This window comes from Micrococcaceae bacterium Sec5.8, from assembly GCA_039636775.1.
Taxonomy (GTDB): Bacteria; Actinomycetota; Actinomycetes; order Actinomycetales; family Micrococcaceae; genus Arthrobacter.
In genome coordinates, this window is the sequence record CP143429.1 from 331,334 (window position 1) to 352,021 (window position 20,688).

21 protein-coding genes and 1 pseudogene are annotated in these 20,688 nt (G+C 68.6%); 6 read left to right on the forward strand and 16 right to left on the reverse strand.

What is annotated here, in order from left to right:
* Positions 1 to 38: 38 nt before the first annotated feature.
* The 8 genes from VUN84_01580 to VUN84_01615 form a co-directional block, all read right to left on the reverse strand.
* A complete protein-coding gene (locus VUN84_01580; GenBank protein ID XAS64404.1) occupies positions 39 to 2,753 on the reverse strand; it encodes a PEP/pyruvate-binding domain-containing protein in 2,715 nt (904 codons plus the stop codon).
* Between the two features lie 9 nt (positions 2,754 to 2,762).
* Positions 2,763 to 3,080 (reverse strand): hypothetical protein, encoded by a 318-nt coding sequence (locus VUN84_01585; GenBank protein XAS64405.1) that lies wholly within the window; start codon positions 3,078 to 3,080, stop codon positions 2,763 to 2,765.
* A gap of 132 nt (positions 3,081 to 3,212) precedes the next feature.
* Positions 3,213 to 4,268, reverse strand: coding sequence for a zinc-dependent alcohol dehydrogenase family protein (locus VUN84_01590; GenBank protein XAS64406.1), 1,056 nt, complete (start codon positions 4,266 to 4,268; stop codon positions 3,213 to 3,215).
* A 128-nt stretch (positions 4,269 to 4,396) separates the two neighbouring features.
* Entirely contained in the window at positions 4,397 to 4,717 is a 321-nt protein-coding gene (locus VUN84_01595) for a hypothetical protein (GenBank protein XAS64407.1), read from the reverse strand.
* Positions 4,710 to 4,916 carry a hypothetical protein gene (locus tag VUN84_01600; GenBank protein ID XAS64408.1) on the reverse strand — a complete coding sequence of 69 codons (207 nt, stop codon included), beginning with the start codon at positions 4,914 to 4,916 and terminating at the stop codon, positions 4,710 to 4,712. Before VUN84_01600 ends, VUN84_01595 begins: the two co-directional genes overlap by 8 nt.
* Positions 4,917 to 4,924: 8 nt before the next feature.
* Positions 4,925 to 6,109: an acetyl-CoA acetyltransferase gene (locus VUN84_01605; GenBank protein ID XAS64409.1), complete on the reverse strand. Its 1,185-nt coding sequence runs from the start codon at positions 6,107 to 6,109 to the stop codon at positions 4,925 to 4,927.
* Positions 6,106 to 6,804 (reverse strand): 3-oxoacid CoA-transferase subunit B, encoded by a 699-nt coding sequence (locus tag VUN84_01610; GenBank protein ID XAS64410.1) that lies wholly within the window; start codon positions 6,802 to 6,804, stop codon positions 6,106 to 6,108. The genes VUN84_01605 and VUN84_01610 overlap by 4 nt, the downstream gene beginning before the upstream one ends.
* A 32-nt stretch (positions 6,805 to 6,836) precedes the next feature.
* The gene (locus tag VUN84_01615) at positions 6,837 to 7,571 is read right to left on the reverse strand and encodes a CoA transferase subunit A (protein XAS64411.1); all 735 of its coding nucleotides are present in this window, start codon (positions 7,569 to 7,571) and stop codon (positions 6,837 to 6,839) included.
* A 198-nt stretch (positions 7,572 to 7,769) separates the two neighbouring features.
* On the opposite strand from VUN84_01615, the gene VUN84_01620 reads away from it, so the two are divergent.
* The gene (locus VUN84_01620; GenBank protein ID XAS64412.1) at positions 7,770 to 8,543 is read left to right on the forward strand and encodes an IclR family transcriptional regulator; all 774 of its coding nucleotides are present in this window, start codon (positions 7,770 to 7,772) and stop codon (positions 8,541 to 8,543) included.
* Positions 8,544 to 8,618: 75 nt separating this feature from the next.
* Here the strand turns inward: VUN84_01620 and nadE are convergent, their stop codons facing one another.
* The 3 genes and pseudogenes from nadE to VUN84_01635 all read right to left on the reverse strand — a co-directional run bounded on the left by nadE (position 8,619) and on the right by VUN84_01635 (position 9,812).
* Positions 8,619 to 9,458, reverse strand: coding sequence for an ammonia-dependent NAD(+) synthetase (gene nadE, locus VUN84_01625; GenBank protein ID XAS64413.1), 840 nt, complete (start codon positions 9,456 to 9,458; stop codon positions 8,619 to 8,621).
* A 10-nt stretch (positions 9,459 to 9,468) separates the two neighbouring features.
* Positions 9,469 to 9,630 carry a hypothetical protein gene (locus VUN84_01630; GenBank protein ID XAS64414.1) on the reverse strand — a complete coding sequence of 54 codons (162 nt, stop codon included), beginning with the start codon at positions 9,628 to 9,630 and terminating at the stop codon, positions 9,469 to 9,471.
* A pseudogene (locus VUN84_01635) lies at positions 9,624 to 9,812 on the reverse strand (LacI family transcriptional regulator). Before VUN84_01635 ends, VUN84_01630 begins: the two are co-directional and overlap by 7 nt.
* A gap of 268 nt (positions 9,813 to 10,080) precedes the next feature.
* Here VUN84_01635 and VUN84_01640 point away from each other — a divergent pair.
* From VUN84_01640 to VUN84_01660, 5 genes are all read left to right on the forward strand, one after another.
* The gene (locus tag VUN84_01640; protein ID XAS64415.1) at positions 10,081 to 10,758 is read left to right on the forward strand and encodes an ATP-binding cassette domain-containing protein; all 678 of its coding nucleotides are present in this window, start codon (positions 10,081 to 10,083) and stop codon (positions 10,756 to 10,758) included.
* Positions 10,759 to 12,891 (forward strand): YhgE/Pip domain-containing protein, encoded by a 2,133-nt coding sequence (locus VUN84_01645; GenBank protein XAS64416.1) that lies wholly within the window; start codon positions 10,759 to 10,761, stop codon positions 12,889 to 12,891.
* Positions 12,892 to 12,929: 38 nt separating this feature from the next.
* Positions 12,930 to 13,502, forward strand: a complete 573-nt coding sequence (locus VUN84_01650; protein ID XAS64417.1) for a helix-turn-helix domain-containing protein — start codon at positions 12,930 to 12,932, stop codon at positions 13,500 to 13,502.
* Between the two features lie 148 nt (positions 13,503 to 13,650).
* The gene (locus VUN84_01655) at positions 13,651 to 13,911 is read left to right on the forward strand and encodes a DUF3151 family protein (GenBank protein ID XAS64418.1); all 261 of its coding nucleotides are present in this window, start codon (positions 13,651 to 13,653) and stop codon (positions 13,909 to 13,911) included.
* A complete protein-coding gene (locus VUN84_01660; protein ID XAS64419.1) occupies positions 13,845 to 15,104 on the forward strand; it encodes an FAD-dependent oxidoreductase in 1,260 nt (419 codons plus the stop codon). Before VUN84_01655 ends, VUN84_01660 begins: the two co-directional genes overlap by 67 nt.
* Positions 15,105 to 15,118: 14 nt before the next feature.
* Here the strand turns inward: VUN84_01660 and VUN84_01665 are convergent, their stop codons facing one another.
* Genes VUN84_01665 through acsA form a run of 5 tightly spaced genes read right to left on the reverse strand, consistent with a single transcriptional unit; the run spans position 15,119 to position 20,625 of the window.
* Positions 15,119 to 15,361: a phosphopantetheine-binding protein gene (locus VUN84_01665; GenBank protein ID XAS64420.1), complete on the reverse strand. Its 243-nt coding sequence runs from the start codon at positions 15,359 to 15,361 to the stop codon at positions 15,119 to 15,121.
* A gap of 30 nt (positions 15,362 to 15,391) precedes the next feature.
* Entirely contained in the window at positions 15,392 to 16,762 is a 1,371-nt protein-coding gene (locus VUN84_01670) for a dihydrolipoamide acetyltransferase family protein (GenBank protein XAS64421.1), read from the reverse strand.
* Entirely contained in the window at positions 16,755 to 17,735 is a 981-nt protein-coding gene (locus tag VUN84_01675; GenBank protein XAS64422.1) for an alpha-ketoacid dehydrogenase subunit beta, read from the reverse strand. Before VUN84_01675 ends, VUN84_01670 begins: the two co-directional genes overlap by 8 nt.
* Positions 17,732 to 18,766, reverse strand: coding sequence for a pyruvate dehydrogenase (acetyl-transferring) E1 component subunit alpha (gene pdhA, locus VUN84_01680; protein ID XAS64423.1), 1,035 nt, complete (start codon positions 18,764 to 18,766; stop codon positions 17,732 to 17,734). Before pdhA ends, VUN84_01675 begins: the two co-directional genes overlap by 4 nt.
* Entirely contained in the window at positions 18,763 to 20,625 is a 1,863-nt protein-coding gene (gene acsA / locus VUN84_01685; protein XAS64424.1) for an acetate--CoA ligase, read from the reverse strand. The genes pdhA and acsA overlap by 4 nt, the downstream gene beginning before the upstream one ends.
* Between the last annotated feature and the right edge of the window lie 63 nt (positions 20,626 to 20,688).

The following is a 20,688-nucleotide window of genomic DNA, read 5'->3' on the forward strand; positions in this document are numbered from 1 at the left end:
GCTGTGAGGGAAGCCTGCCCTTGGCCCGGATCCCGCGGTCAGTCCGGCAGCTCGCGGATGGTGCCCGCTGCGCCGTCGACGGTGACCATCTGGCCGGTCCGCAGCCGTGTGGTGGCATCCGGGACGCCCACGACGGCCGGGATGCCGTACTCACGTGCCACCACGGCCCCGTGGGAGATGACGCCGCCCATTTCCATGACCAGAGCGCCGGCCGTGAGGAACAGCGGGGTCCAGCCGGGGTCAGTCGACGGGACCACCAGGATTTCGCCGGGTTGCAGCTCGGCCCCAACAGGGTCCAGGATCACCCGGACCCGTCCGGTGGCGGTGCCGGCCGATGCCGGCGTCCCGGTCAGGGCGCCGGACGCCGGGGACTTCACCATCAGGGCGGCCTCGACGTCAGTGCCGTCGGACAGCAGCAGCCGGGGGATACGCCGGCGTCGCAATTCAACGTTGTACAGACGACGGCGGTCCGCGACGATACCGTGCAGGTCCGCGCCGCGCAGGCCCACCCGGATCTCGTCGAAGTCCAGGAAGAACACGTCATCGGCGGCCGAGATGGTGCCGTCCGACACCAAATCCGCGCCGATCCGGGCAAGCTGACGATGCATTTCGCCGAGCACCAACACGATGCAGAACTTAGGCGATTCGCGCAGGCCCGCCAATTGACGGACGCGGCGCAGACAAAGCTGCAGCGCCCGGGCGCGCCAGGGGCTGCGGGCCCGCGCACGCTCCACCAGGCTGCGGATCCGGTCCTCCGCGTGCTCGGCGGCCCGGGCAAACTGCCGGTCGGGGGCCTGCTCGGGGTCCTCAACCCGGAGGAAATTGGAGATCATGCCGAGGATGTGGTCGGGCTGCTCGGACCAGCGGGGCATGCCGAGGTCGATTTCCGCCACGGCGCGGTGGCCATAGCGGGCCAGGAAGCCGCGCACCCCGGTCTGGGCCTGAGGCGGCAGCGTCCCGGCGAGATAGCGCGCGGATAGCTCTTCAGGACGCTGCGCCAGGAAGTCCCCGCGAGACACCGGGTCGTCGCCGATCGCGACGGCGAGCTGCCAGAGTTCCAGGTCCATTTCGGTCGTGACGTTGTGCGGCAGTCCGCGCAGCACAGCTTCCAGCTCCCGGGGCGGGGCGATTCCCCGCAGCAGCCTGCGGGCCACGGCCAGCATGATATAGCCCACGGACGGGCCCGGCAGGGTGGCCTCAATCAGTCCGTTCATGTTCCGGTCGAGGATCTGTCGGGTGTAATCGAGCCGCCCGACGGCGCTCGCAGGTTCGGCGAGAAAGAGACCTGATTCGAGCTGTTTCCTGTACTTCACCGCCCGGCGCAGCTCAGCGGCCGGGAAGAGGGCGGCCCGGACCATGGCCGGTAGGAGCCGGGCGATGAGGCGGAGGCTGGCTGTGCTCTCAGTGCCCCCCGTGCGCCGTGGCGGCCGGGGTAGTTTGCGCCCGGTCCTGCCGCCTCGCAGGGATTGCAGGAGCGGGCGCTGGACAATGCCGAACCTCGGATCTTCAAGCAGGGCCGGGAGCACGGCGCCGGACCGGCCGTCCGCCAGCGGGAGAATCCGCAGCAGATACGCGCGGCCGGTCCTGTTGCGGACCACGGCCGTGAGGTCCACGAACATCCGCAGCCCGGGATTGACGTACCGCCAAGGTCCTTTACGGTTCCGCATCACCCCGAGCACTGCCAGCCCCATCGGCGTGATCGGCCGGGTCAGGCCCTGGAACAGGGTGCCGCACAGGTACACCCGGGCCGGTGCCGCGGCGCCGGCCGCGGCGTCTCCGGGCGCGGGGCCGGGCAGTGGATACAGCGTGGTGATGGGGCGCGACTGGGTGAGCCAGGCCTTGCCGCCGGCGTCGATGACCCATTCGATGTCCTGCGGCGCCCCGAGAAGACGCTGGACGCTGCGTCCGAGAGCTGTGAGTTCCTGCAGTTGGGGATCGCTCAGCCCCGGGCTCCGTTCGGGGTCCGTCCCTCCCGGCGTCCGGGCCCGCACCGTGGCGGAAGCCGTCTCCAGCACGAACTGGTCCGGGTTGACAGCTCCCGAGACCACGGCCTGCCCCGAGCCCGGGGCCGCGTTGATGACCGTCTCCGTTCGGGTGCCGGTGACCGGGTTGGCCGTGAACAGCACCCCTGCCGTGGCGGCGTCGACCATGGATTGGACGACAACGGCGAGCCCCACCTCGCGGTTGCTGATCCCGTTGGCGGACCGGTACGCAACCGCCCGGTCGCTCCAGAGCGACGCCCAGCAGCGCCGGACCGCCCCGACCACGGCGTCGGCGCCGACAACGTCGAGGTAGGAGTCCTGCTGACCGGCGAAACTGGCGAACGGCAGGTCTTCCGCTGTGGCCGAGGAACGCACGGCCACGGGCAGGCTTGCGCCCATTTCCGCGTAGGCGCTGCGGACGGCGGCATCCACCGCTGGCGGGATGGGCGCTTCCTCGATCAGTGTCCTGGCCCGTCCGGCAACCCTGGCCAGGTCAGCCGGGTCCGTAGCTGCCGCCGGCCCTGCCCCGGATCCCAGCGCGTCGAGCTCGGCCGCGCGGGCGCCGAGTCCCGGCGGGGCAGCCAGACCGTATCCCACGGTGGTGAGACAGAACCCTCCCGGTACCGGCATCCCGGCCGCCACGAGTTTGCCCAGGTTCAGGGCTTTGCCGCCCACGAGCCGCAGGGACGCCGTCCCGGTCCCGCCAAGGTCCAGCACCAGCGGTCCGGGGGCGGAACTGCGGGCGGAGGGGGAGCCGGGCTCGAAATCCACGGCATGGCCCTAGGGGAGGTCCGTGGGGCTGCCGGTGTCCTCCCGCATCACGTCCAGGTTGCGGAACACCGGAGGCCCGTCACAGAGGGCCGCCATCCGTGCGGCGAAATCGGACGTTTCGGGCCGTGCGGAGTTCTCCATGGCTGACTCGTAGGAGTCGAATTCGACAACGGTGAGGTACGTGCCGGGCCGGTCGCGGTCCGCCGCGGCCAGGATCCGGCGGAAGGTGGGCGCGGTGCTTCCCTCAGGGCTGGCCGGCCGGCCCAGCGCTTCGATGTCCTCAACGCGGGAGGTCTGGAATTCGATGATCTGCACGAACCTGGCCATAACGGCTCCTCGACGGCGGTGGATGCTGATGCGTTTCACGCTAGACCCCGCCTGCCGGCACCACAAGAGCCAGGCCAACAGCCACGGCAAGGGATCCGGCTATTCGCCGGACGGCTGCCCTCGGGCCTTACGTCAGGGGGTCAGCAGGACCTTGATGGCGCGCCGTTCGTCCATCGCACGGTAGGCTTCCGCGGCGTTCTCCAGCGGCATCACAACGTCGAAGACCCGGCCCGGATTGATGGTGCCTGCGAGGACGTCCGCCAGGAGTTCCGGGATGTAGGTCCGTGCCGGTGCCATGCCGCCGCCGATGGAGATGTTCGTGTCGAAAAGGTACCGCAAGGGGACCTCACTGCCGCCGGTCGGAACGCCCACGAAGCCGAGGGCGCCGCCCGGGCGGACGCTGTGCAGCGCCTGTTCCATGGATTCCTTGGTGCCGACGCATTCCAGGACGGAATCGGCCAGTACCCCGCCGAGCAGCTCTCGGACCTTCGCTACGCCGTCCTCCCCGCGTTCGGAGACGATGTCAGTGGCGCCGAACTCGCGGGCGATGGCCTGGCGGTCGGCGTGCCGGGACATGGCGATGATGCGCTCCGCTCCCAGCCGTTTGGCGGCCAGGACGCCGCAGAGGCCCACGGCGCCGTCGCCCACCACGACGACGGTCCGGCCGGGGCCCGCCTGCGCCGCGAGGGCGGCGTGGTGGCCGGTGGCCATGACGTCCGAGAGGGTCAGCAGGCTGGCGCGCAGTGCGTCGTCGGGCTCGGTGATGCCGGGCACCCTGACGAGGGTCGCGTCAGCCAGCGGAACCCGGACGGCCTGGCCCTGGCCGCCGTCGATCGCCAGACCGGCGTCGTCCGTGCCGCCCCAGCCGGCCAGGAGGTCGCAAGCGACGGTGACACCGTTGAGGCACTGCGGGCACTTGCCGCAGCTGACCACGAACGGCGCGATCACCAGATCCCCCACGGCCAGATCCGTCACCGCGTTGCCGATGCTTTCCACCAAGCCGATGAATTCGTGACCGATCGCGGAAGGCTTGTGGGTCGGCTTCACCCCCCGGTAGGGCCACAGGTCGGAACCGCAGACACAGGCGGCGGTGACCTTCACGACGGCGTCGGTGGGCTGCTGGACGGTGGGGTAGTCGCGGTCTTCGACCCGGATGTCGCCGGGGCCGTGAATGATGGTGGCGCGCATGGAAACTCCTCGCCTGGTTCTGGATGGGGTGGAACCGAGTCTAGTCCTGAGCCTTGGCGGTGGTGGCGGCGGTGGTGGCATCGAGCAGCCGGTCGATCCGCTCCTGGACCCGCAGGTCCGGGGCGGATTCATGGTTGAACAGGATGCGGTAAATCACGGGGGCCACCACCGCATCCCCGCAGGACGTCTTCGATGCGCAGGCCCTGGTGGAAGCGGACCTGGGCCACCCGGGCTTCCAGGGCGAGCTCCGACGACGCGGGCACCACCCCGGATTTCACCGCGTGGATCGCCATGCGAAGATTCTGCTCAACGGAGGAACTGATGTCCGTTTCAGCCACGCCGCGGTAACCCGGCACCTCCTCGAGGCACCGCTGAACGCTGCTTGCTTTCAGGTACTGGAGGTCACGGAACAGCAGATCCGCAGCGTTTTCAATGCTGGAGTCAGGCATTTTCGGTCTCACCCCACACTTGTGTTCCGTCGGTCTTGTGGAGCATGGCGCGTTCGGCTGAATTCCAGTACCTGACCCAGAGGATGTTTCCATCCGGGGTCATGAGATCCACTGTTGCGACGGCCGGTGTATGGCCGGGCCGGCGCACCATAACGGGTACGCCGGCCGTCAGGCCAAGCCAGTTGGTGATCTGCACCATGTCCGCGCTCAGATGGCCTCGAGGACGCTGACGTAGTTGGCGATGCCGACGCCGCCCATGTTCTGCACCGCGGCCCGGCGGGCGGTGGCCAGCTGCATGTCACCGGCGGTGCCGGTGAGTTGCATCGCAGCGATGACGTGCTGCGACACACCGGTGGCGCCCACGGGGTGGCCCTTGGCCTTAAGGCCGCCCGAGACGTTGATGGGCAGCTTGCCGTCCTTGAAGACCCAGCCTTCCGCCACGGCGCGGGCCCCCTGGCCCGGCTCGGTCAGTCCCATGGCCTCGTACATCAGCAGTTCGGCGATGGTGAAGCAGTCGTGCACTTCCGCGAAGTCCAAATCCTCCAGCCCGACGCCGGCCATCGCCAGGGCGCGCTGCCAGGACACGCGGGTCGCGGCGAAAGCGGTAGGATCCCGGCGGTCGGCCGGGAAGAAATCATTTGCCTGGCCAAAGCCGGCCAGGCGCACCGGGGCGGTGGCGCCGCCGGTCGGGGCGACACTGAGCACGACGGCGGCGGCGCCGTCGGAGACGGGGGAGCAGTCGGTGCGGCGCAGCGGATCGGCGACCATCGGGTTCTTGTCCGAGACCGTCCGGCAGAACTCCTCGCCAAGATCCTTGCGGAGCTGTGCGTAGGGGTTGTCCACACCGTTGCGGTGGTTCTTCGCCGCGATCGTGCCCAGCACATCGGAGACCGGTCCGTAGCGCTTCTCGTAGTGCTTGGCCACCTCGGCGAAGAGCCCGGTGAAGCCGGTAGTGGAGGGCTTGCCGGCCATATCATAGTCCGCGCCGAGCAGGGCAGCCCCCACGACGTCCGCCCCGGCGTGGGTCATCTTCTCGGCGCCGATCACCAGGACGGTCTTTGCCGTACCGGCCAGCAGGGACTTGGTGCCCTGCTGGAATGCGGCCGATCCGGACGCGCAGGCGTTCTCGACCCGGGTGGACGGGACGTTGGCCAGCTGCTCCGAGACCTGCAGGGCCAGCGAGGACGGGAACGCGAGCGGCATCATGCCGGAGTTGAACTGGCCCAGGTAGATCTCGTCGAGCTGGCCCGGTTCGATGCCGGCGTTGCCGATCGCCTCGGCGGCGACCTGGACGATCAGCGACTCGAGGGTCTCGTCCGTGAGCTTGCCGAACCGGCTGTGGCCCCAGCCGGTGAGCAGGACATCTTTGCCGAACTGCTCTTTCAGGCTCATGCGGTGGCCCCTTCGAGGGTGGGGGTTGCGTCCAGGGAGGCATCGACGTCGAACGCCGCCCCGGTCTTTTCCCGGATCTCCTCCACAGTGACGCCGGGGGCGAGGCGGGTGAGCGTGAGCGTCCGGCCGCCGCCTGCTTCCGCGTCAGTCTTCTTCAGGTCAAACACCGCGAGGTCGCTGATGATCCGGTCCACGCAGCTCAGCCCGGTGAGGGGCAGGGTGCATTCCTTGACGATCTTGGCGGTGCCGTCCTTGGCGTTGTGCTCGGTGAGGACCACCACGCGCGGGGTACCGGCGACGAGGTCCATGGCGCCGCCCATGCCCTTGACCATCTTGCCGGGGATGGTCCAGTTGGCCAGATCGCCCGCGCCGGAGACCTGCATGGCGCCGAGGATGGCGACCTTGACGTGTCCGCCGCGGATCATGCCGAAGGAGGCGGCGGAGTCGAAGATGCTGCCGCCGGGCAGGACTGTGACGGTCTGTTTGCCGGCGTTGATCAGGTCCGCGTCCTCCTCGCCCTCGTAGGGGAACGGGCCCATGCCGAGCAGGCCGTTCTCGCTTTGGAGCACCACGCGGACGCCGTCGCGCAGGTTGTTGGCGACCAGCGTGGGGATGCCGATGCCGAGGTTGACGTAGTCTCCGTCGTTGAGCTCTTCGGCCGCGATGGCGGCCATTTCATTCCGGGTCCAAGCCATGATGATTCTCCTGAAAAAAGTAGGGGCGGCGCTCAGGCCGGAATGGATGCGGCGGCTGTGGTGGCTTCGGCGCGGGGGCGGACCGTGCGCTGTTCGATGTCCTTGACCCGGTCGCTGGCCTGGACCAGGCGCTGGACGAAAACGCCCGGCGTGATGATGTGGTTGGGGTCCAGCTGACCGGGCTCCACAATCACCTCGGCCTCCGCGACGGTCACGGCGCCGGCCGCCGCGACGACGGGGTTGAAATTCTGCGCGGTGTACCGGTAGATCAGGTTGCCGTCGGTGTCGGCGGTGTGGGCGTGCACCAGGGCGACGTCGGCCTTGATGGCTCGCTCCAAAACGAACGTCTCGCCGTCGAACTCCGCAAGCGGTTTGCCTTCAGCGACGAGGGTCCCGACGCCGGTCTTGGTGTAGAACGCCGGGATGCCGGCGCCGCCGGCGCGCAGGCGCTCCGCCAGGGTGCCCTGCGGGGTGAACTCGACCTCCAGCTTCCCGGCAAGGTACTGCTCGGCGAAGAGCTTGTTCTCGCCCACATAGGAGGCGATCACCTTGCGGACCTGCCCGGCCTCAATCAGCACGCCGAGACCTTTGCCGTCCACTCCCATGTTGTTGGACACCACGGTGAGGTCTTTGACGCCCGAGTCACGCACCGCCTCGATCAGGTCTGCCGGGATGCCGCTGAGGCCGAAGCCCCCGACGGCGATCGTCATGCCGTCCCGCAGTACGTCCTGCAACGCGGCGGCCGCTCCGGATTTCAGCTTTGACATCGAATCTCCTCATTGAGCTCTTGACGCAATCCACGTTGTGGACTGTTCCTCTGCTGATGGAGCCTACGGGGACAAAATGGGGACTGTCAATGAAGAATTCTGGCCCGCACCGGGGCATTTATACAGTATGGACGGTAGGCTGGAGACTGTCCACAATGTGGATGATTGAGGTCGATCACAATCCAGTTGCGAGGAAAAATGACGTCACCACCGGTCCAGGGCGCACAGGTCGTCAGCCGCGCCGCGTCGCTGCTGCGCATCGTCGGGCGGCAACCGGAAGGCTCCCCGCTCGTGGAACTCGTTCGGGAATCGGGCCTCACCCGCCCCACTGTGCACCGGCTGCTCTCCTCGTTGGCGTCCGAGGGGCTGCTGGACCAGGACCCGGCCAGCGGCAACTGGGTGCTGGGGCCGGAAATCCTGCTGATGGGCTCGGTGGCGTCGGCGCGCTTTCCGCTGGAGGACATCGCCCGCCCCAGTCTTCGCCGGCTCGCCGAAGAGACCGGCGAGAGTGCGTTCTTCTCCATCCGGCGCGGTGCCGAAACGGTGTGCCTGCTCCGGGAGGAAGGCAGCTTCCCGGTGCGGTCCTTCGTCTTGCACGAGGGTGTCCGGTTCCCGCTCGGGGTGGCCTCCGCCGGGACCGCCATTCTGGCTTTCCTGCCCGGGGCCGAGCAGGAGGAACTGCTCGCCGGCTGGGCCACACACGCGGGCGGGTTCGCGGCCGCGCACACCGAGGCCCTGGTCCGCGCCAACCTTGCCGCGACGCGGCAGGCCGGCTATTCGGTGAATCCGGGGCTCGTGCTGGAGGGCAGCTGGGGGATGGGTGCCGCAGTTTTCGACCCGCGCGGGCGCCCGGGCTGGGCACTGTCGCTGACGGGCATCGAGCCGCGCTTCAAAGGCGAACGGCAGGAGATGCTCGGCCGTCTCCTGATGGATGAGGCCCACCGGATCTCAGGCCTGGTGCAGGGTCGCTAAAGCAGCATGACCCGCCCCGGCGCCAGCAGTTCGGCGGCGGGCGTCGCCCCGTGAAGGGAAGTCCCGGCGTCGTGTTCACACTTGGCGGTCCGGCTGCTTCCACCAGGTGTCGAAGATGGTCACCGGAACCGTGCGTTTGTGCCGGGTCTGCAGGTATTTGCGTTCAATCAGCTCCGCTGCCGCCACGGGGATATCCCGGCCCTCAAGGTAGTCATCGATCGTGTCGTAGCTCAGGCCGAGTTCGTCTTCGTCGGTGCGGCCGGGCTGGCCGTCGAGGAGGTCCGCCGTCGGGACCTTTTCCCAGATCCTGGCCGGTGCACCGAGTTCGGCCAGGAGCGCCCGGTTCTGGCGCTTGTTCAGCCCAAACAGCGGCAGGATGTCCGCGCCGCCGTCGCCGTACTTGGTGAAGAAGCCGGTGACGGACTCCGCGCCATGATCTGTTCCGATGACCAGATAGTTGTGCTCACCGGCGAGGGCGTACTGCGCGATCATGCGGGTGCGGGCCTTGGTGTTGCCCTTGTGGAAGTCGGAAATGCCATTGCCGACCGTCTTCTCGAATTCGTCCTCGAAGCCGTCCACCGCCGCGGAGATATTAAACGTCCACTCGGTCTTGGCCTGGATGAAGTCCAGGGCGGCCTGGGCGTCGTCCTCGTCGTGCTGCACGCCGTAGGGCAGGCGGACGGCCACGAAGTTCGCGTCCACACCGTCGGCCGTCAACTCCTCGACGGCAAGCTGGGCCAGCCGCCCCGCCAGGGAGGAATCCAAACCGCCGGAGATGCCCAGCACAAAACCCTTCGTGTGGGTTGCCGTCAGGTAGTCCTTGAGGAACGTGACGCGTTTGCGCACCTCCCCGGCGGGGTCGATCCGGGGCTGCACGCCCATTTCTTCGATGATTGTCGCCTGGAGTTCACGCATGTGTTAAAGCCTAGCCAGCACTGTCAACCTTGCTCAACTGTTGAACCGGGACCGGCGCCGGCGCGGCGCCGGTGGATGAACGCACGGCCAGATGTGTGGGCATCACAGCGAGCTTGCGGTTTCCGCCGCCGTAAATGGGGTTCAGCTGGGACAGGAGCATCGAAACTGCCACTCCGGCGATTCTTCGGTGTCCACCCGCCGCGTGTAACTCGCCGCCTTCGGCTGTCTCTGCGTTCCCCGGATGATGTCGAGGAAAAACGGGTTGGTGATGTCAGGAACCAGAAGGGCGACGACGTTTGTCCGGCCGGAGCTCAGGCCCCTGGCCTGAGAGCTCGGCACGTAATTCAGCTCACTGCGTCTCTTGTGACGATGGCGAGCGGAGCGCTGCTGGGCAAGCCAGGTGCCAGGCTGTCAAGTTTTAGTGCAGTCGTGTTCAGGCCTGTCGCCGAATGCCCGGATTGCCGACGCTGCTGTCAAACCGGTCTATGCCAGATGTCTACTGGCCAGTCAGTTTCCGGACGGATGCTCAGCCATGGATTCGAAAACCCGCTCCGTTGCGTCTTCGAGAGGATCGATCTATACTGACTAGTCGGTACAAAAGTGCCGACGAGAGAGGAACGACGTGCAGACGACACTGGTAGCGGATGACCTGACCGTGAGTCACAAAAGAGGCGTGGTCTACGGCCCGGTGAGTTTCAGAGCCGACGATGGCCTAACAGTGATCTGCGGTCCGGCGGGCAGCGGTCGCACCAGCCTGCTGCTCACCCTTGCCGGCCGGATGAAGCCCAGTACCGGCACGCTTTCCGTGCTGGGCGAGGAGCTGCCACGGCACGCCCGCCGCATTCAGCGCAGCACCGGAATCTCTGGGTTCCACGGCATCGACACCCTCGAGGAGTCAGTCAGCGTGGGCGCTGCCATCCGCGAGCGCCACGCCTGGCTTGCACCGTGGTGGGCTTTCATCCGCGCTGTCGACGACGCCGAGGTCAACCGCGTCTGCGGCCCGATCTTCGGCGATATCCCGATTCCGGCCGCAAGCACCATGATCTGGGATCTCGACGAGGTCGAAATGGTGCTGTTGCGTGCCTCGCTGGCCATGATGAGCCAGCCCAGCATGCTTTTCTTCGACCAGGTGGAACAGGTGCACTCTGCCGACGCTCGCCGGCAGCTCTGGGAGCGGCTCGGCGCCATTGTGGCCGCCGGCACCCCCGTGGTGGCCTCGGCCATCGCACCCGACTTTGAAATGTGGGCGGACCTGGGTATCAACCCGTCTGTCCAGTACATGAACCAGGAGATCCGCTAGATGTTCGCCTTCCTCTCAACTGGCACGGAGCTGCGCCGCTTCGGTAAGGGCACGCTGCCCAAGATCGCGCTTGTCGTTTTGATGTTCATCCCCCTGATCTACGGCGCCCTCTATCTCTGGGCGTTCTGGGCACCCGACAAGGAGCTCAGCCACCTCCCCGTCGCCCTGGTCAACTCCGACACCGGCGCCATGCGCGACGGCAAAGCTGTAACCGCCGGCGATGACCTGGTCGACAAGCTCATCGACGGCAACGATCTGGGTTGGGTCGAAACCAGTGCGGCCGACGCCGCAACCGGGGTCAACAACGGAGACTATTACTTCTCCGTCACCATCCCCGCCGATTTCTCCACGGATGCTGTCTCTGCCGGCACCGACACCCCCAGCCCGGCTGAAGTGCAGGTCGACTACAACGACAGCAACAGCTTCCTGGCCTCCACCATGGGCAAGCAGGCCATGGTTCAGCTGCGTGACGCAGTATCGCTGAACATCGGCGACCAGACCGTCAACGCAATGCTCGTGGCTGTGAACGAAGCCGGTGACGGCATCCGCAGCGCCGCAGAGGGCGCGGGTACCCTTGCCGACGGCCTCACGACAGCCGAGACCGGCACCGGCAAGCTCGTCGACGGGCTGGGCGAGCTGTCCAGTGGCGCAGTGACTCTCGACAGCGGGGCGGCTAAGTTGGCGGACGGTTCGTCGACACTGGCCACCGGAATCGGAACGCTCTCCAACGGCGCCGGCACCCTCTCCAGCTCATCCGTTCAACTGGCAAATGGCGCTCAGCAAGTCTCCGGAGGCACCCGGCAGGTGTCAGATGGAATGGCCGCCGCCGCCGCAGGGGCAGCCACTCTTGCGGGCTCGTCAGATCAACTTGCTGCCGGGGCCGCCACCATTTCCTCCGGCACCGAACAGCTCGCCGCGGGAACGGCATCACTCTCGGGGGGCCTGAGCGATCTCGCGGCCGCCATGGCTGCTGCACCGGCCGGAACCCCGGCGTCCGCCTTCCTGCCCTCCGTGACGAAACTCTCCGAAGGCGCGCTCACGCTCGATACCAAGACCCAGGGTGCGGCAGGCCAGGTTGCCAGCTATGCCAAGTCAAGCGGCCAATTCGCTGCCGGCCTCACCACGCTCTCGGATTCACTCACGGCCGGTGCCCCGGGTGCCGCCAAGGTCGCCTCCGGTGCCTCCGATGTCGCCGCCGGAGCCAGCGCGCTCTCCGCCGGAGCGGGCCGACTCGCCAGCGGAGCAGCCGCGGCCGCAACCGGAGCGAACACCCTCGCGGACGGCACCTCGACCCTGTCCGCCGGGACCGGTTCGCTCGTTGAGGGCAGCAACCAACTCGTCGACGGCGGTACCGCCCTTCAGGACGGCACTGTGCGGCTCGCCGACGGCAGCCGCACTCTCGCCGATGCCCTCCGGGACGGTGCGGCAGCCGCACCGGACGACAGTGATGCGCAAATCGCTGCCAAGGCCTCGGTCATCTCGAACCCGGTCGACCTTAACCAGACCTGGGAGAATGCCTCCAGCAGCTTCGGTGAGGGCTTCGCTCCCTTCTTCCTCGCCCTGGCCACCTTCGTTGGTGCACTGATCACGTGGCTGATCCTTCGGGCTCTGCCCACCAGGGCACTGGCGAGCGCCGCCTCAGGTCTGCGTGCCACCATGACGGGTTTCCTTCCTGCCATGGCGATCGGCCTCAGCCAGGTCGTGATCATGGTTCTGGTGCTCGTTTACGGCATCGGCCTCACCCCGGCGCACTGGCTGGGTATGTCGGCGTTCATCTACCTCACGACTCTGGCGTTCCTGGCGCTGCAGCAGATGTTCATCATCCTGTTCGGCACCGCGGCAGGCCGCGTGGTCAGTCTGGTGCTGCTGATGCTGCAGTTGAGCTCCTCTGGCGGCACGTATCCTGTGGAGACGACCCCTGTCTTTTTCCAGGTCCTGCACCCGTGGATGCCCGCCTCATACGTGGTCTCCGGACTGCGGCAGCTCATCACGGGCGGGATCGACTCTAGACTGTTGCTTTCCGTGCTCGTGCTCGTGGGCATCCTGGTGGGCTCCATCGCGATCAGCGCCTGGAGCGCGTCCCGTCAGCGGATGTGGACCATCACCCGGCTGCACCCCGAGATGTCCATCTAGACCTTGAGCCCGTAGCAACACCGACGAAAGGACTGGCAATGCCCCGCGCGACAGGAACAAAACGGGCGATTCTGGATGCCGCGCTTGAGCTGGCCGCCACCCGGGGTATCACCGGAACCACGATGGACGACGTCGCCGAGCGCGCCGGTGTGGCCAAAGGCAGTCTGTATTACAACTTCAGCTCCAAGGACAAGCTCTTCGAGGCTCTGTTGCAGGAGGGGGTCGGCGCGCTCGCCGACTCCCTCCAGGCGGCGCGGACCGGCCTGCACGGCCGTGCCGCTCTGGAGGCATTGATCATCGTTCTGCTCGATCGCATCGAGGCCAATGCCGGTCTGGCCAAGCTCATGGCGGCCGAGATCTTCCGGACCGACCGGGCCTGGCAGAAGACCCTGTTCGCTCTCCGGCATGACGCCCTCGCGGTCTTCGCCGCGGCGATCGCCGAGTCCCGGCCGGCTACTTCGGCGGCCGGCACGAGCGGCCTGATGGCGTCGAGCGTCTTCGGGGCCGTGCTGATGGCGGGCCTGGAGTGGCTCGTCTTCGAGCCGGAGCGCCACCGCGACGAGGTGTCAGCCACCATTCTGGAGTCCCTCTCCGGTGGCCTGCTCGCCTAATCCCGTGGTTCGCCGGGGCCGCGACCGGTCGCAGCAGTATCGAGTGTGACCGGCGCAAGTCTCTTAGATCAGCCCGAGACCCTCCTGCCCGCGGAACCGGGGGTGACCCAGGCGCTCAGCCGATCCGCGACGCAGGATATTGCGCCCGTTGGGGGCCGCGCATCCCACGTCGTCGCTGGCCCGGTCGGCTCTGGCCGACCATGCGCGCAGTCAGGGTCACCTGCTCGAGGCGTACGCGTATACCCGTGTGGGTTACCACCGGGGCCTCGACGCGCCGCGCCAGCCCGAAACAGCCGCGAAAGCCCCTCCCGCCGTGAGCCCTTGCAGGCGTACCGTGAGGCCATGGAGACGACAGGGCCCATGGAGACGACAGGGTGCGTGGTGGTCGGCGGCGGGCCGGCGGGCATGATGCTGGGATTGTTGCTGGCGCGGGCCGGCGTCCAGGTCACCGTGCTGGAGAAGCACGCTGATTTCTTCCGGGACTTCCGTGGTGACACCGTCCACGCCTCCACCATCCGGTTGATCGACGAACTGGGTCTGGGTGAGGAGTTCCGCCGGCTGCCGCAGAGCCGGCTGACCAGCGTCGCCTTCCCGGTGCCCGGCGGCCCGCCCGTGACGGTGGGCAACTTCGATGCGCTGCCAGCCCCCTACAACTACGTGGCCATGATGCCCCAATGGGACTTCCTGAACTTCCTCGCTGCCGCCGCCGCCCAGGAACCCTCCTTTGAGCTGCGGATGAACCACACCGCCACGGCCCTCATGCGCAACGGCGGACGGGTCACCGGCGTGCACTACGTGAACGCGGACGGCACCGGGGGCGAACTCCGCGCGGACGTGGTGATTGCCACCGACGGGCGCCATTCCACCCTGCGCCGCGAGGCAGGGCTGGCCCCGAAGGAGTACACGGTGCCGTTCGACACCTGGTGGTTCCGGCTGCCGCGCCATGCGTCTGAGCAGGGAGCCGTGGCCGGCATCGTGCCGGCGTTCGGCCGCGGCGAGGCCCTCCTGGCGCTGTACCGAACCGATTACTTCCAGATGGGCTACCTGGCGCCGAAAGCCGCGGGCGCGCGGATCCGGGCCGAGGGCATCGAGGGATTCCGACGCCGGATAGCGGCACTCCGCCCGGATCTCGCGGACCGGGTGGACGCCATCGCCTCGCTGGAGGATCTTCACTGGCTGGACGTCCGGCTGGACCGGCTGCGCGAATGGCACATCAACGGGCTGCTCTGCATCGGGGACGCCGCGCACGCGATGTCCCCGGCCGGCGGGGTTGGAATCAACCTCGCCGTCCAGGACGCCGTCGCCGCCGCCGCGGGGCTGGCCCCGGCGCTGCTCCGGGGCCGGGTGCTTCGCGCCGAACTGGCGAAAGTCCAACGACGGCGGCTGCTGCCCACCGTCCTCGTACAGACCGCCCAGCGGATGATGCACAAGGTGCTGTTCGAGCCGATCATGACGGGGAAACGGTCCGGAGCGCCGTCGGCCCTGTTGTTCCTGGCGGGGCATATCCCGGCAGTCGGACGCTTGGTGCCGCGGTTCATCGCCTTTGGTCCACGTCCGGAACACGCGCCCGCCTTTGCCCGGCGTGCCCCGCAGGTTCCCTAGGGGCAGGACCCGCCTTATCCATGGGCCGCGAGATAGCCGATCAGTCCCTTGACCGTGGCCACCTCAGGGTAGTCCCGCTCCGGGATGTCGACACCGGTGGCGGTGTCGATGGTTTCGACCAGCCGGAGGAAGTCCAGCGAATCGAGGTCGAGGTCCTGCCGCAGCCGGGCGTCCCCGTCCACCTCGGCCAGGTCCACATCAGGTGCCACTTTGCCGATCGCGGACTGCACCGCGGCCCGGGCGTCCTGTTCATTCATGGTTCCTCCCTTTCACCTTCCCCGCCCGGTTCACAGATCTTCCGGGTTCTGCAGCAGTTCATCGATCCGGGCCAGGTAGCGGCCGCCGCGCAGCCCGTCGCTGACGCGGTGGTCAGCGGAGAGCGTGGCGACGACGGCGGGCCGGACGCCGAGCATTCCGTGCTGCGCCCACGGCTGTTCCAGCACCCGGCCGAAACCGACCATCGCGACCTGGGGTGGATAGATGACACCGAAGACGCTTTCCACACCGAGGTCCCCGAGGTTGGTCACGGTGATCGTGGGGTCGGCCATTTCAGCGCGCTGAAGCCGCCCGGCGCGGGCCCGGCTGACAAGGTCCCGGAGCTGCTCCATCAGCACGTCCACCGGCAGGGTGTCGGCATCGTGGATGGCCGGGGCCACCAGGCCGCCCTGTCGCAGGGCAACGGCGATGCCGAGGTGCACGGCCGCGCTTGGCCGGAACCCGCCGTCGTCGTAGAAGCCGTTGACTTCCGGGACCTCCTTGGCTGCGAGCGCGGCGGCCTTGAGCAGCAGAGCGGAGGGAACCAGCCGGGAGGCCACCGGCCGCTGTGCATTAACGGACTGCATCCAGCTGACGGCGGCGCGCAGGTCCAGGGTGGTGCTGAGGTAGTAGTGCGGAATGGTCTTCTTGGAGCGGGACATCAGTGCGCCGATGGCACGGCGCAGACTGGCCACGCGCTCGCGGGCCTCTGAGGGTTTTTCCGGAACCGGTTGCCCGGCCGGCTGCCCTGCGGCAGGGGCATCGGGCCCCGGAGCTTCAGGAGCTTCCTCCGGGGGACCAGCCTCCGGGGCGCCCGGCCCCGTTATCCGGGCCGCGGCGCGCTGCACGTCATCGACGGTCACGGCACCCTCCGGCCCGGTGCCGCTGACGGCGGAGAGCTCGACGCCGAGTTCGGCTGCCAGCCGACGGGCCCGCGGTGCGGACCGAACCCGGCCCGCGGCGGGCGGCGCGGCGGCTACAGCATGCTCCACATCCGCCCTCGTGATGGTGCCGCCCTTGCCGGTGCCGTGGATGCGGGCGGTGTCCACGCCCAGCCGGTGGGCCAGGTGCCGCACCGGCGGCGAGATCGGGGTGGCGGCCTTGGATACGGCCGGCGCCGCGGCACGGGGCGCGGGTGCCTCCTGATGTGGGGCCCCGACCTCGGCCGGGGTCTGCGTGATCCGGGCCATCGGAGTGCCCACCGGCACGGTTTCGCCGAGGTCCACCAGCAGCTCGGCGACCACCCCCTCCTGGAAGGACTCCACGTCCATCACGGTCTTGTCGGTATCCACCACGGCCACGAGGTCCCCGCGGCGCACGTAGTCGCCGGGTTTGACCAGCCATTCGACGATCTTGCCGTGCTCCATGTCAGCCCCGAGCGAGGGCATCAGGAAATCACCCACGTCCGGCGACCGCCTCCCGGGCTGCGGCCACAATCCGCTCGACGGACGGCAGGGCCGCCAGTTCCAGCTGCTTGGAATAGGGGATCGGCACTTCGGCGCTGCAGACCCGGCCTACCGGGGCGTCCAGGTCGTAGAACGCCTGCTCGGTGATCCGGGCGCTGATCTCGGCGGAGATGCTTCCGCTGCGCCACCCCTCATCGACCACCACGGCCCGGTGCGTCCGCCGCACGGAGGCGAGGATGGCGGCCCCGTCGAGCGGCCGCAGCGTGCGCAGGTCCAGCACCTCGGCGTCGATGCCGTCAGCGGCGAGCTGCCCGGCGGCGTCGAGCACGGCCGGAAGCGTTCCGCCATAGGTGATCAGCGACAGGTCGTTTCCGGGCCGCCGCACGGCGGCGGTGTCGATGTCCACCGGGCCGGCCTCGTCGTCGAGCTCCCCGGTGACGTTGTAGAGCGAGCCGTGCTCGAAGATCAGCACCGGATCGGGATCCTCCAGCGCGGTCCACAGCATGCCGCGGGCGTCGGCGAGCGTGGCGGGAGCGAGGATGCGCAGCCCGGGGATGTGCGCGTACCAGCCCTCGAGGCTGTGCGAATGCTGGGCACCGAGCTGGCGGCCGGCGCCCGTGGTCATCCGGATCACGAGAGGGACGTTGAATTGCCCGCCGGACATGTGCAGCAAGGAGGCGGCGTTGTTCACGATTTGGTCCAGCGCGAGGAGGCTGAAATTGACGGTCATGATCTCCACGATCGGCCGCATCCCGCCGAGCGCCGCCCCAATCCCTGCTCCGACAAAGCCCGACTCCGACAGCGGGGTATCCCGGATCCGCTCCGGCCCGAATTCCTCCAGCAGCCCCAGACTGACCGCGAAGGACCCGCCGTAGGCTCCTACGTCCTCGCCCATCAAGAACACCCGCTCGTCGCGGAGCATCGCGTCGCGGATGCCGGCCCGGAGCGCCTCGCGGTAGCTGGTTTTCATGGCTCACTCCGCCTGCCGGCACCGGTTTCCGGGACGGCGCCGCGCTCGCTGTAGACGAACCGGGTGAGGTCCCCGAGCGGTTCGGGGCTCCCGGCTTCGGCGAACTGGACCGCGGCGGCCACCTCCGCGGCGGCGTCCGCCTCCAGCTGCTCCCAGTCCTCCGCGGAGAGCTGGCCTGCGGCCTCCAGTGTGGCGCGGAGCAGGACGATGGGGTCACGGTCGAGCCAGCGGGCAACTTCTGCTTTGTCGCGGTACCGTTCCGGGTCGAACATCGAGTGCGCCCGGAACCGGTATGTGCGCAGCTCCAGGAAGTGCGGGCCGCCGCCGGAACGGACGGCGTCCACCGCGCGGCGGGCAGCCTCCTCGACGGCCAGGACGTCCATGCCGTCCACGGCCCACGCCGCTATCTCGTAACCGGCAGCCTTGAGGGCGATGTCCGGCTGCGATTCCGAGCGGCCTAGCGCCGTCCCCATGGCATAGAGGTTGTTCTCGCAGCAGAACAGCACCGGCAGCTGCCACAGGGCGGCGAGATTGAGGCTCTCATGGAATTCCCCTTCGGCGACGGCGCCCTCACCGAAGAAACACACGGTCACCCGGGAGCGTCCGGCCATCTTGTCCGCGAGCGCCAGTCCGACGGCGAGCGGCAGCCCCCCGGCAACGATCGCGTTGCCGCCAAAGAAGCGGGTCGCAGCGTCGAACAAGTGCATGGATCCGCCCCGGCCGCGGCAGCAGCCCTCCACGAAACCGTACATCTCCGCCAGGATGGCACCGGCGGGGACCCCGCGCAGGAGGGCGTGGCCGTGCTCGCGGTACGTGGCGACGACGGCGTCCTCCGGAGCCAGGGTGTTCAGCACCCCTGCGGCGACGGCCTCCTCGCCGATGTAGACGTGCAGGAAGCCGCGGATCTTCGCGGCGCTGTAGAGCTCGACGCATTTCTCTTCAAACCGGCGGACGCGGAGCATCTGCAGCAGCAGGTGCCGGCCGTGGGCCGGCTCCGGCCCGCTCGCCGGCCCGTCCAGGAACCCGGTCATTTCGGTGCCTCCGGCGCCCGGGCGCCGGGAGCGGAGTCGTCCGGCTCCGGCGCCCCGCCCGGTGTTTCGACAGTGGAGGTATCGCCCTCCGGCAGGCCCAGTTCCCGGGCCTTGAGCAGCCGCCGGAGGATCTTGCCGCTGCGGGTCCGGGGCAAGGCATCGGTGAAGTCCAGCAACCGGGGCGCCACCGCCGGGCCGAGCCTCTTCCGGGCGAATCCAATGATCTCCAGCTGCAGCTCTTCGGAGGGCTCCCAGCCGGGGCGCAGCTCCACGAACGCCTTCACCACCTCGCCCGCTACCGGATCGGGGACCCCGATCACGCCGGCCTCGGCCACAGCCGCGTGTTCCATCAGCAGGCTCTCCACCTCGAACGGCCCGATCAAGTGTCCCGAAGACTTGATGACGTCGTCGCCGCGGCCGACGAACCAGTAATACCCGTCGGCGTCGCGGCGGGCGAGGTCGCCGGTGAGGTACCAGCCGCCCACGAAGCAGCGCCGGTAGCGCTCCTCCTCATGCAGGTACCCGCGGAACATCGAGGGCCAGCCCGGCCGCAGGGCCAGTTCGCCGACGCCGTCCGGCGCCGTCACGAGGACCGCCTTGCCGTCGCGGACCACCGGCCGGTCCCGGGCATCCCGGGCTACGATGCCCGCCTCGACACCGGGCAGCGGCCGGCCCATCGAGCCGGGGCGGATTTCCGTGGCTGCGTAGTTGGAGATCATGATGCCGCCGGTCTCGGTCTGCCACCAGTTGTCGTGCACGGGCTGGCCGAACGCTTCCCGGCCCCAGAGGACCACCTCCGGATTAAGCGGTTCCCCGACGCTGGCGATGAAACGCAGCGCGGACAGGTCATGGCCCCGGGCGCGGTCCGCGCCGGCCTTCATCAGCATCCGCAGAGCCGTGGGGGCGGTGTACCAGACGGTGACGTGCTGCTCGGCGAGGATCCGGTACCAGCGGTCCGCGTCCATCTCCTCTTCATCCACGATCGTCGTCACCCCGTGGGTCAACGGCGCGATCACCCCGTAGGAGGTCCCGGTGACCCAGCCGGGGTCGGCCGTGCACCAGTAGATGTCCTCCGGGTGCAGGTCCAGCGCGGAGGTGCCGGTCGCGTGGTGGGCGGTGACGGCGTCGTGCACATGGATCGCGCCCTTGGGCGTTCCGGTGGTGCCGGAGGTGAAATGCAGCAGGGCCATGTCCTCGGCCTGCGTCGCCGCGATGGGGCCGTCCGGCGGGGCCTCGCGCATCAGGGCGGCGAGGTCCAGGGTCCCGGGCTCCGGGCGGCCGTCGGCGTCGGTCAGCAGGATATGCCGGAGCTCCGGCAGCGAGTCGCGGAGCTGGGCAATTTTCTTGCGGTAGAGGGCCCGGGTGGTGACCAGGGCCCGGCCGGAGCCCAGTTGCAGTCGCTGGCGGACAGGCTCCGGGCCGAATGCGGAGAACAACGGGCAGAAAACACTGGCGTTCTTCAAGGTGCCCAGCACCGCCACGTACAGCTCGGGCCCGCGGCCGGTGAGTGAAAAGACCCGCTCACCCCGCCCGATGCCCAGGCCGCGCAGCACACCGGCGAAGCGGTTCGTCTGTTCGGAAAGTTCAGCGAAGGTCAGGGAGTGGCTGCTGCCGTCGGCCCGGACAAACCGCAGCGCCTCGTGCCCGGCGTGTTCCCCGGCGGCATGCCGGTCCACTGCCTCGTACGCGATGTTGACGCCGCGGCCCCCCGGGAGCCCGGAGAGTTGATGGCGGGCTTGATCCCAGGAGAAAGCTGCACATGCTGCGTCGTAGTCCACCATGTTCGGCCGGACCCGGAGGCCGCCGACATCTTTGCTGATGATGGGCCAGCGGACCGAAGGTTCCGTTCCCGCCGTCATGGTTCCATCGCACTCCGGACCGGCGGCGGTTCCTAGAGGATAAAGACCCGGCGGCTCCGCCGC

Coding starts and splice junctions, on each gene's coding strand:
- nadE (XAS64413.1), bottom strand. CDS start 9,458: ATGCGTGAACTCCAGGCGACAATCATCGAAGAAATGGGCGTGCAGCCC.
- VUN84_01595 (XAS64407.1), bottom strand. CDS start 4,717: ATGCCTGACTCCAGCATTGAAAACGCTGCGGATCTGCTGTTCCGTGAC.
- VUN84_01620 (XAS64412.1), top strand. CDS start 7,770: ATGACGTCACCACCGGTCCAGGGCGCACAGGTCGTCAGCCGCGCCGCG.
- VUN84_01605 (XAS64409.1), bottom strand. CDS start 6,109: ATGAGCCTGAAAGAGCAGTTCGGCAAAGATGTCCTGCTCACCGGCTGG.
- VUN84_01645 (XAS64416.1), top strand. CDS start 10,759: ATGTTCGCCTTCCTCTCAACTGGCACGGAGCTGCGCCGCTTCGGTAAG.
- VUN84_01610 (XAS64410.1), bottom strand. CDS start 6,804: ATGGCTTGGACCCGGAATGAAATGGCCGCCATCGCGGCCGAAGAGCTC.
- pdhA (XAS64423.1), bottom strand. CDS start 18,766: ATGACCGGGTTCCTGGACGGGCCGGCGAGCGGGCCGGAGCCGGCCCAC.
- VUN84_01600 (XAS64408.1), bottom strand. CDS start 4,916: ATGGTGCAGATCACCAACTGGCTTGGCCTGACGGCCGGCGTACCCGTT.
- VUN84_01585 (XAS64405.1), bottom strand. CDS start 3,080: ATGGCCAGGTTCGTGCAGATCATCGAATTCCAGACCTCCCGCGTTGAG.
- VUN84_01675 (XAS64422.1), bottom strand. CDS start 17,735: ATGAAAACCAGCTACCGCGAGGCGCTCCGGGCCGGCATCCGCGACGCG.
- acsA (XAS64424.1), bottom strand. CDS start 20,625: ATGACGGCGGGAACGGAACCTTCGGTCCGCTGGCCCATCATCAGCAAA.
- VUN84_01660 (XAS64419.1), top strand. CDS start 13,845: ATGGAGACGACAGGGCCCATGGAGACGACAGGGTGCGTGGTGGTCGGC.
- VUN84_01650 (XAS64417.1), top strand. CDS start 12,930: ATGCCCCGCGCGACAGGAACAAAACGGGCGATTCTGGATGCCGCGCTT.
- VUN84_01665 (XAS64420.1), bottom strand. CDS start 15,361: ATGAATGAACAGGACGCCCGGGCCGCGGTGCAGTCCGCGATCGGCAAA.
- VUN84_01590 (XAS64406.1), bottom strand. CDS start 4,268: ATGCGCGCCACCATCATTCACGGCCCCGGCGACATCCGGGTCGAAGAC.
- VUN84_01615 (XAS64411.1), bottom strand. CDS start 7,571: ATGTCAAAGCTGAAATCCGGAGCGGCCGCCGCGTTGCAGGACGTACTG.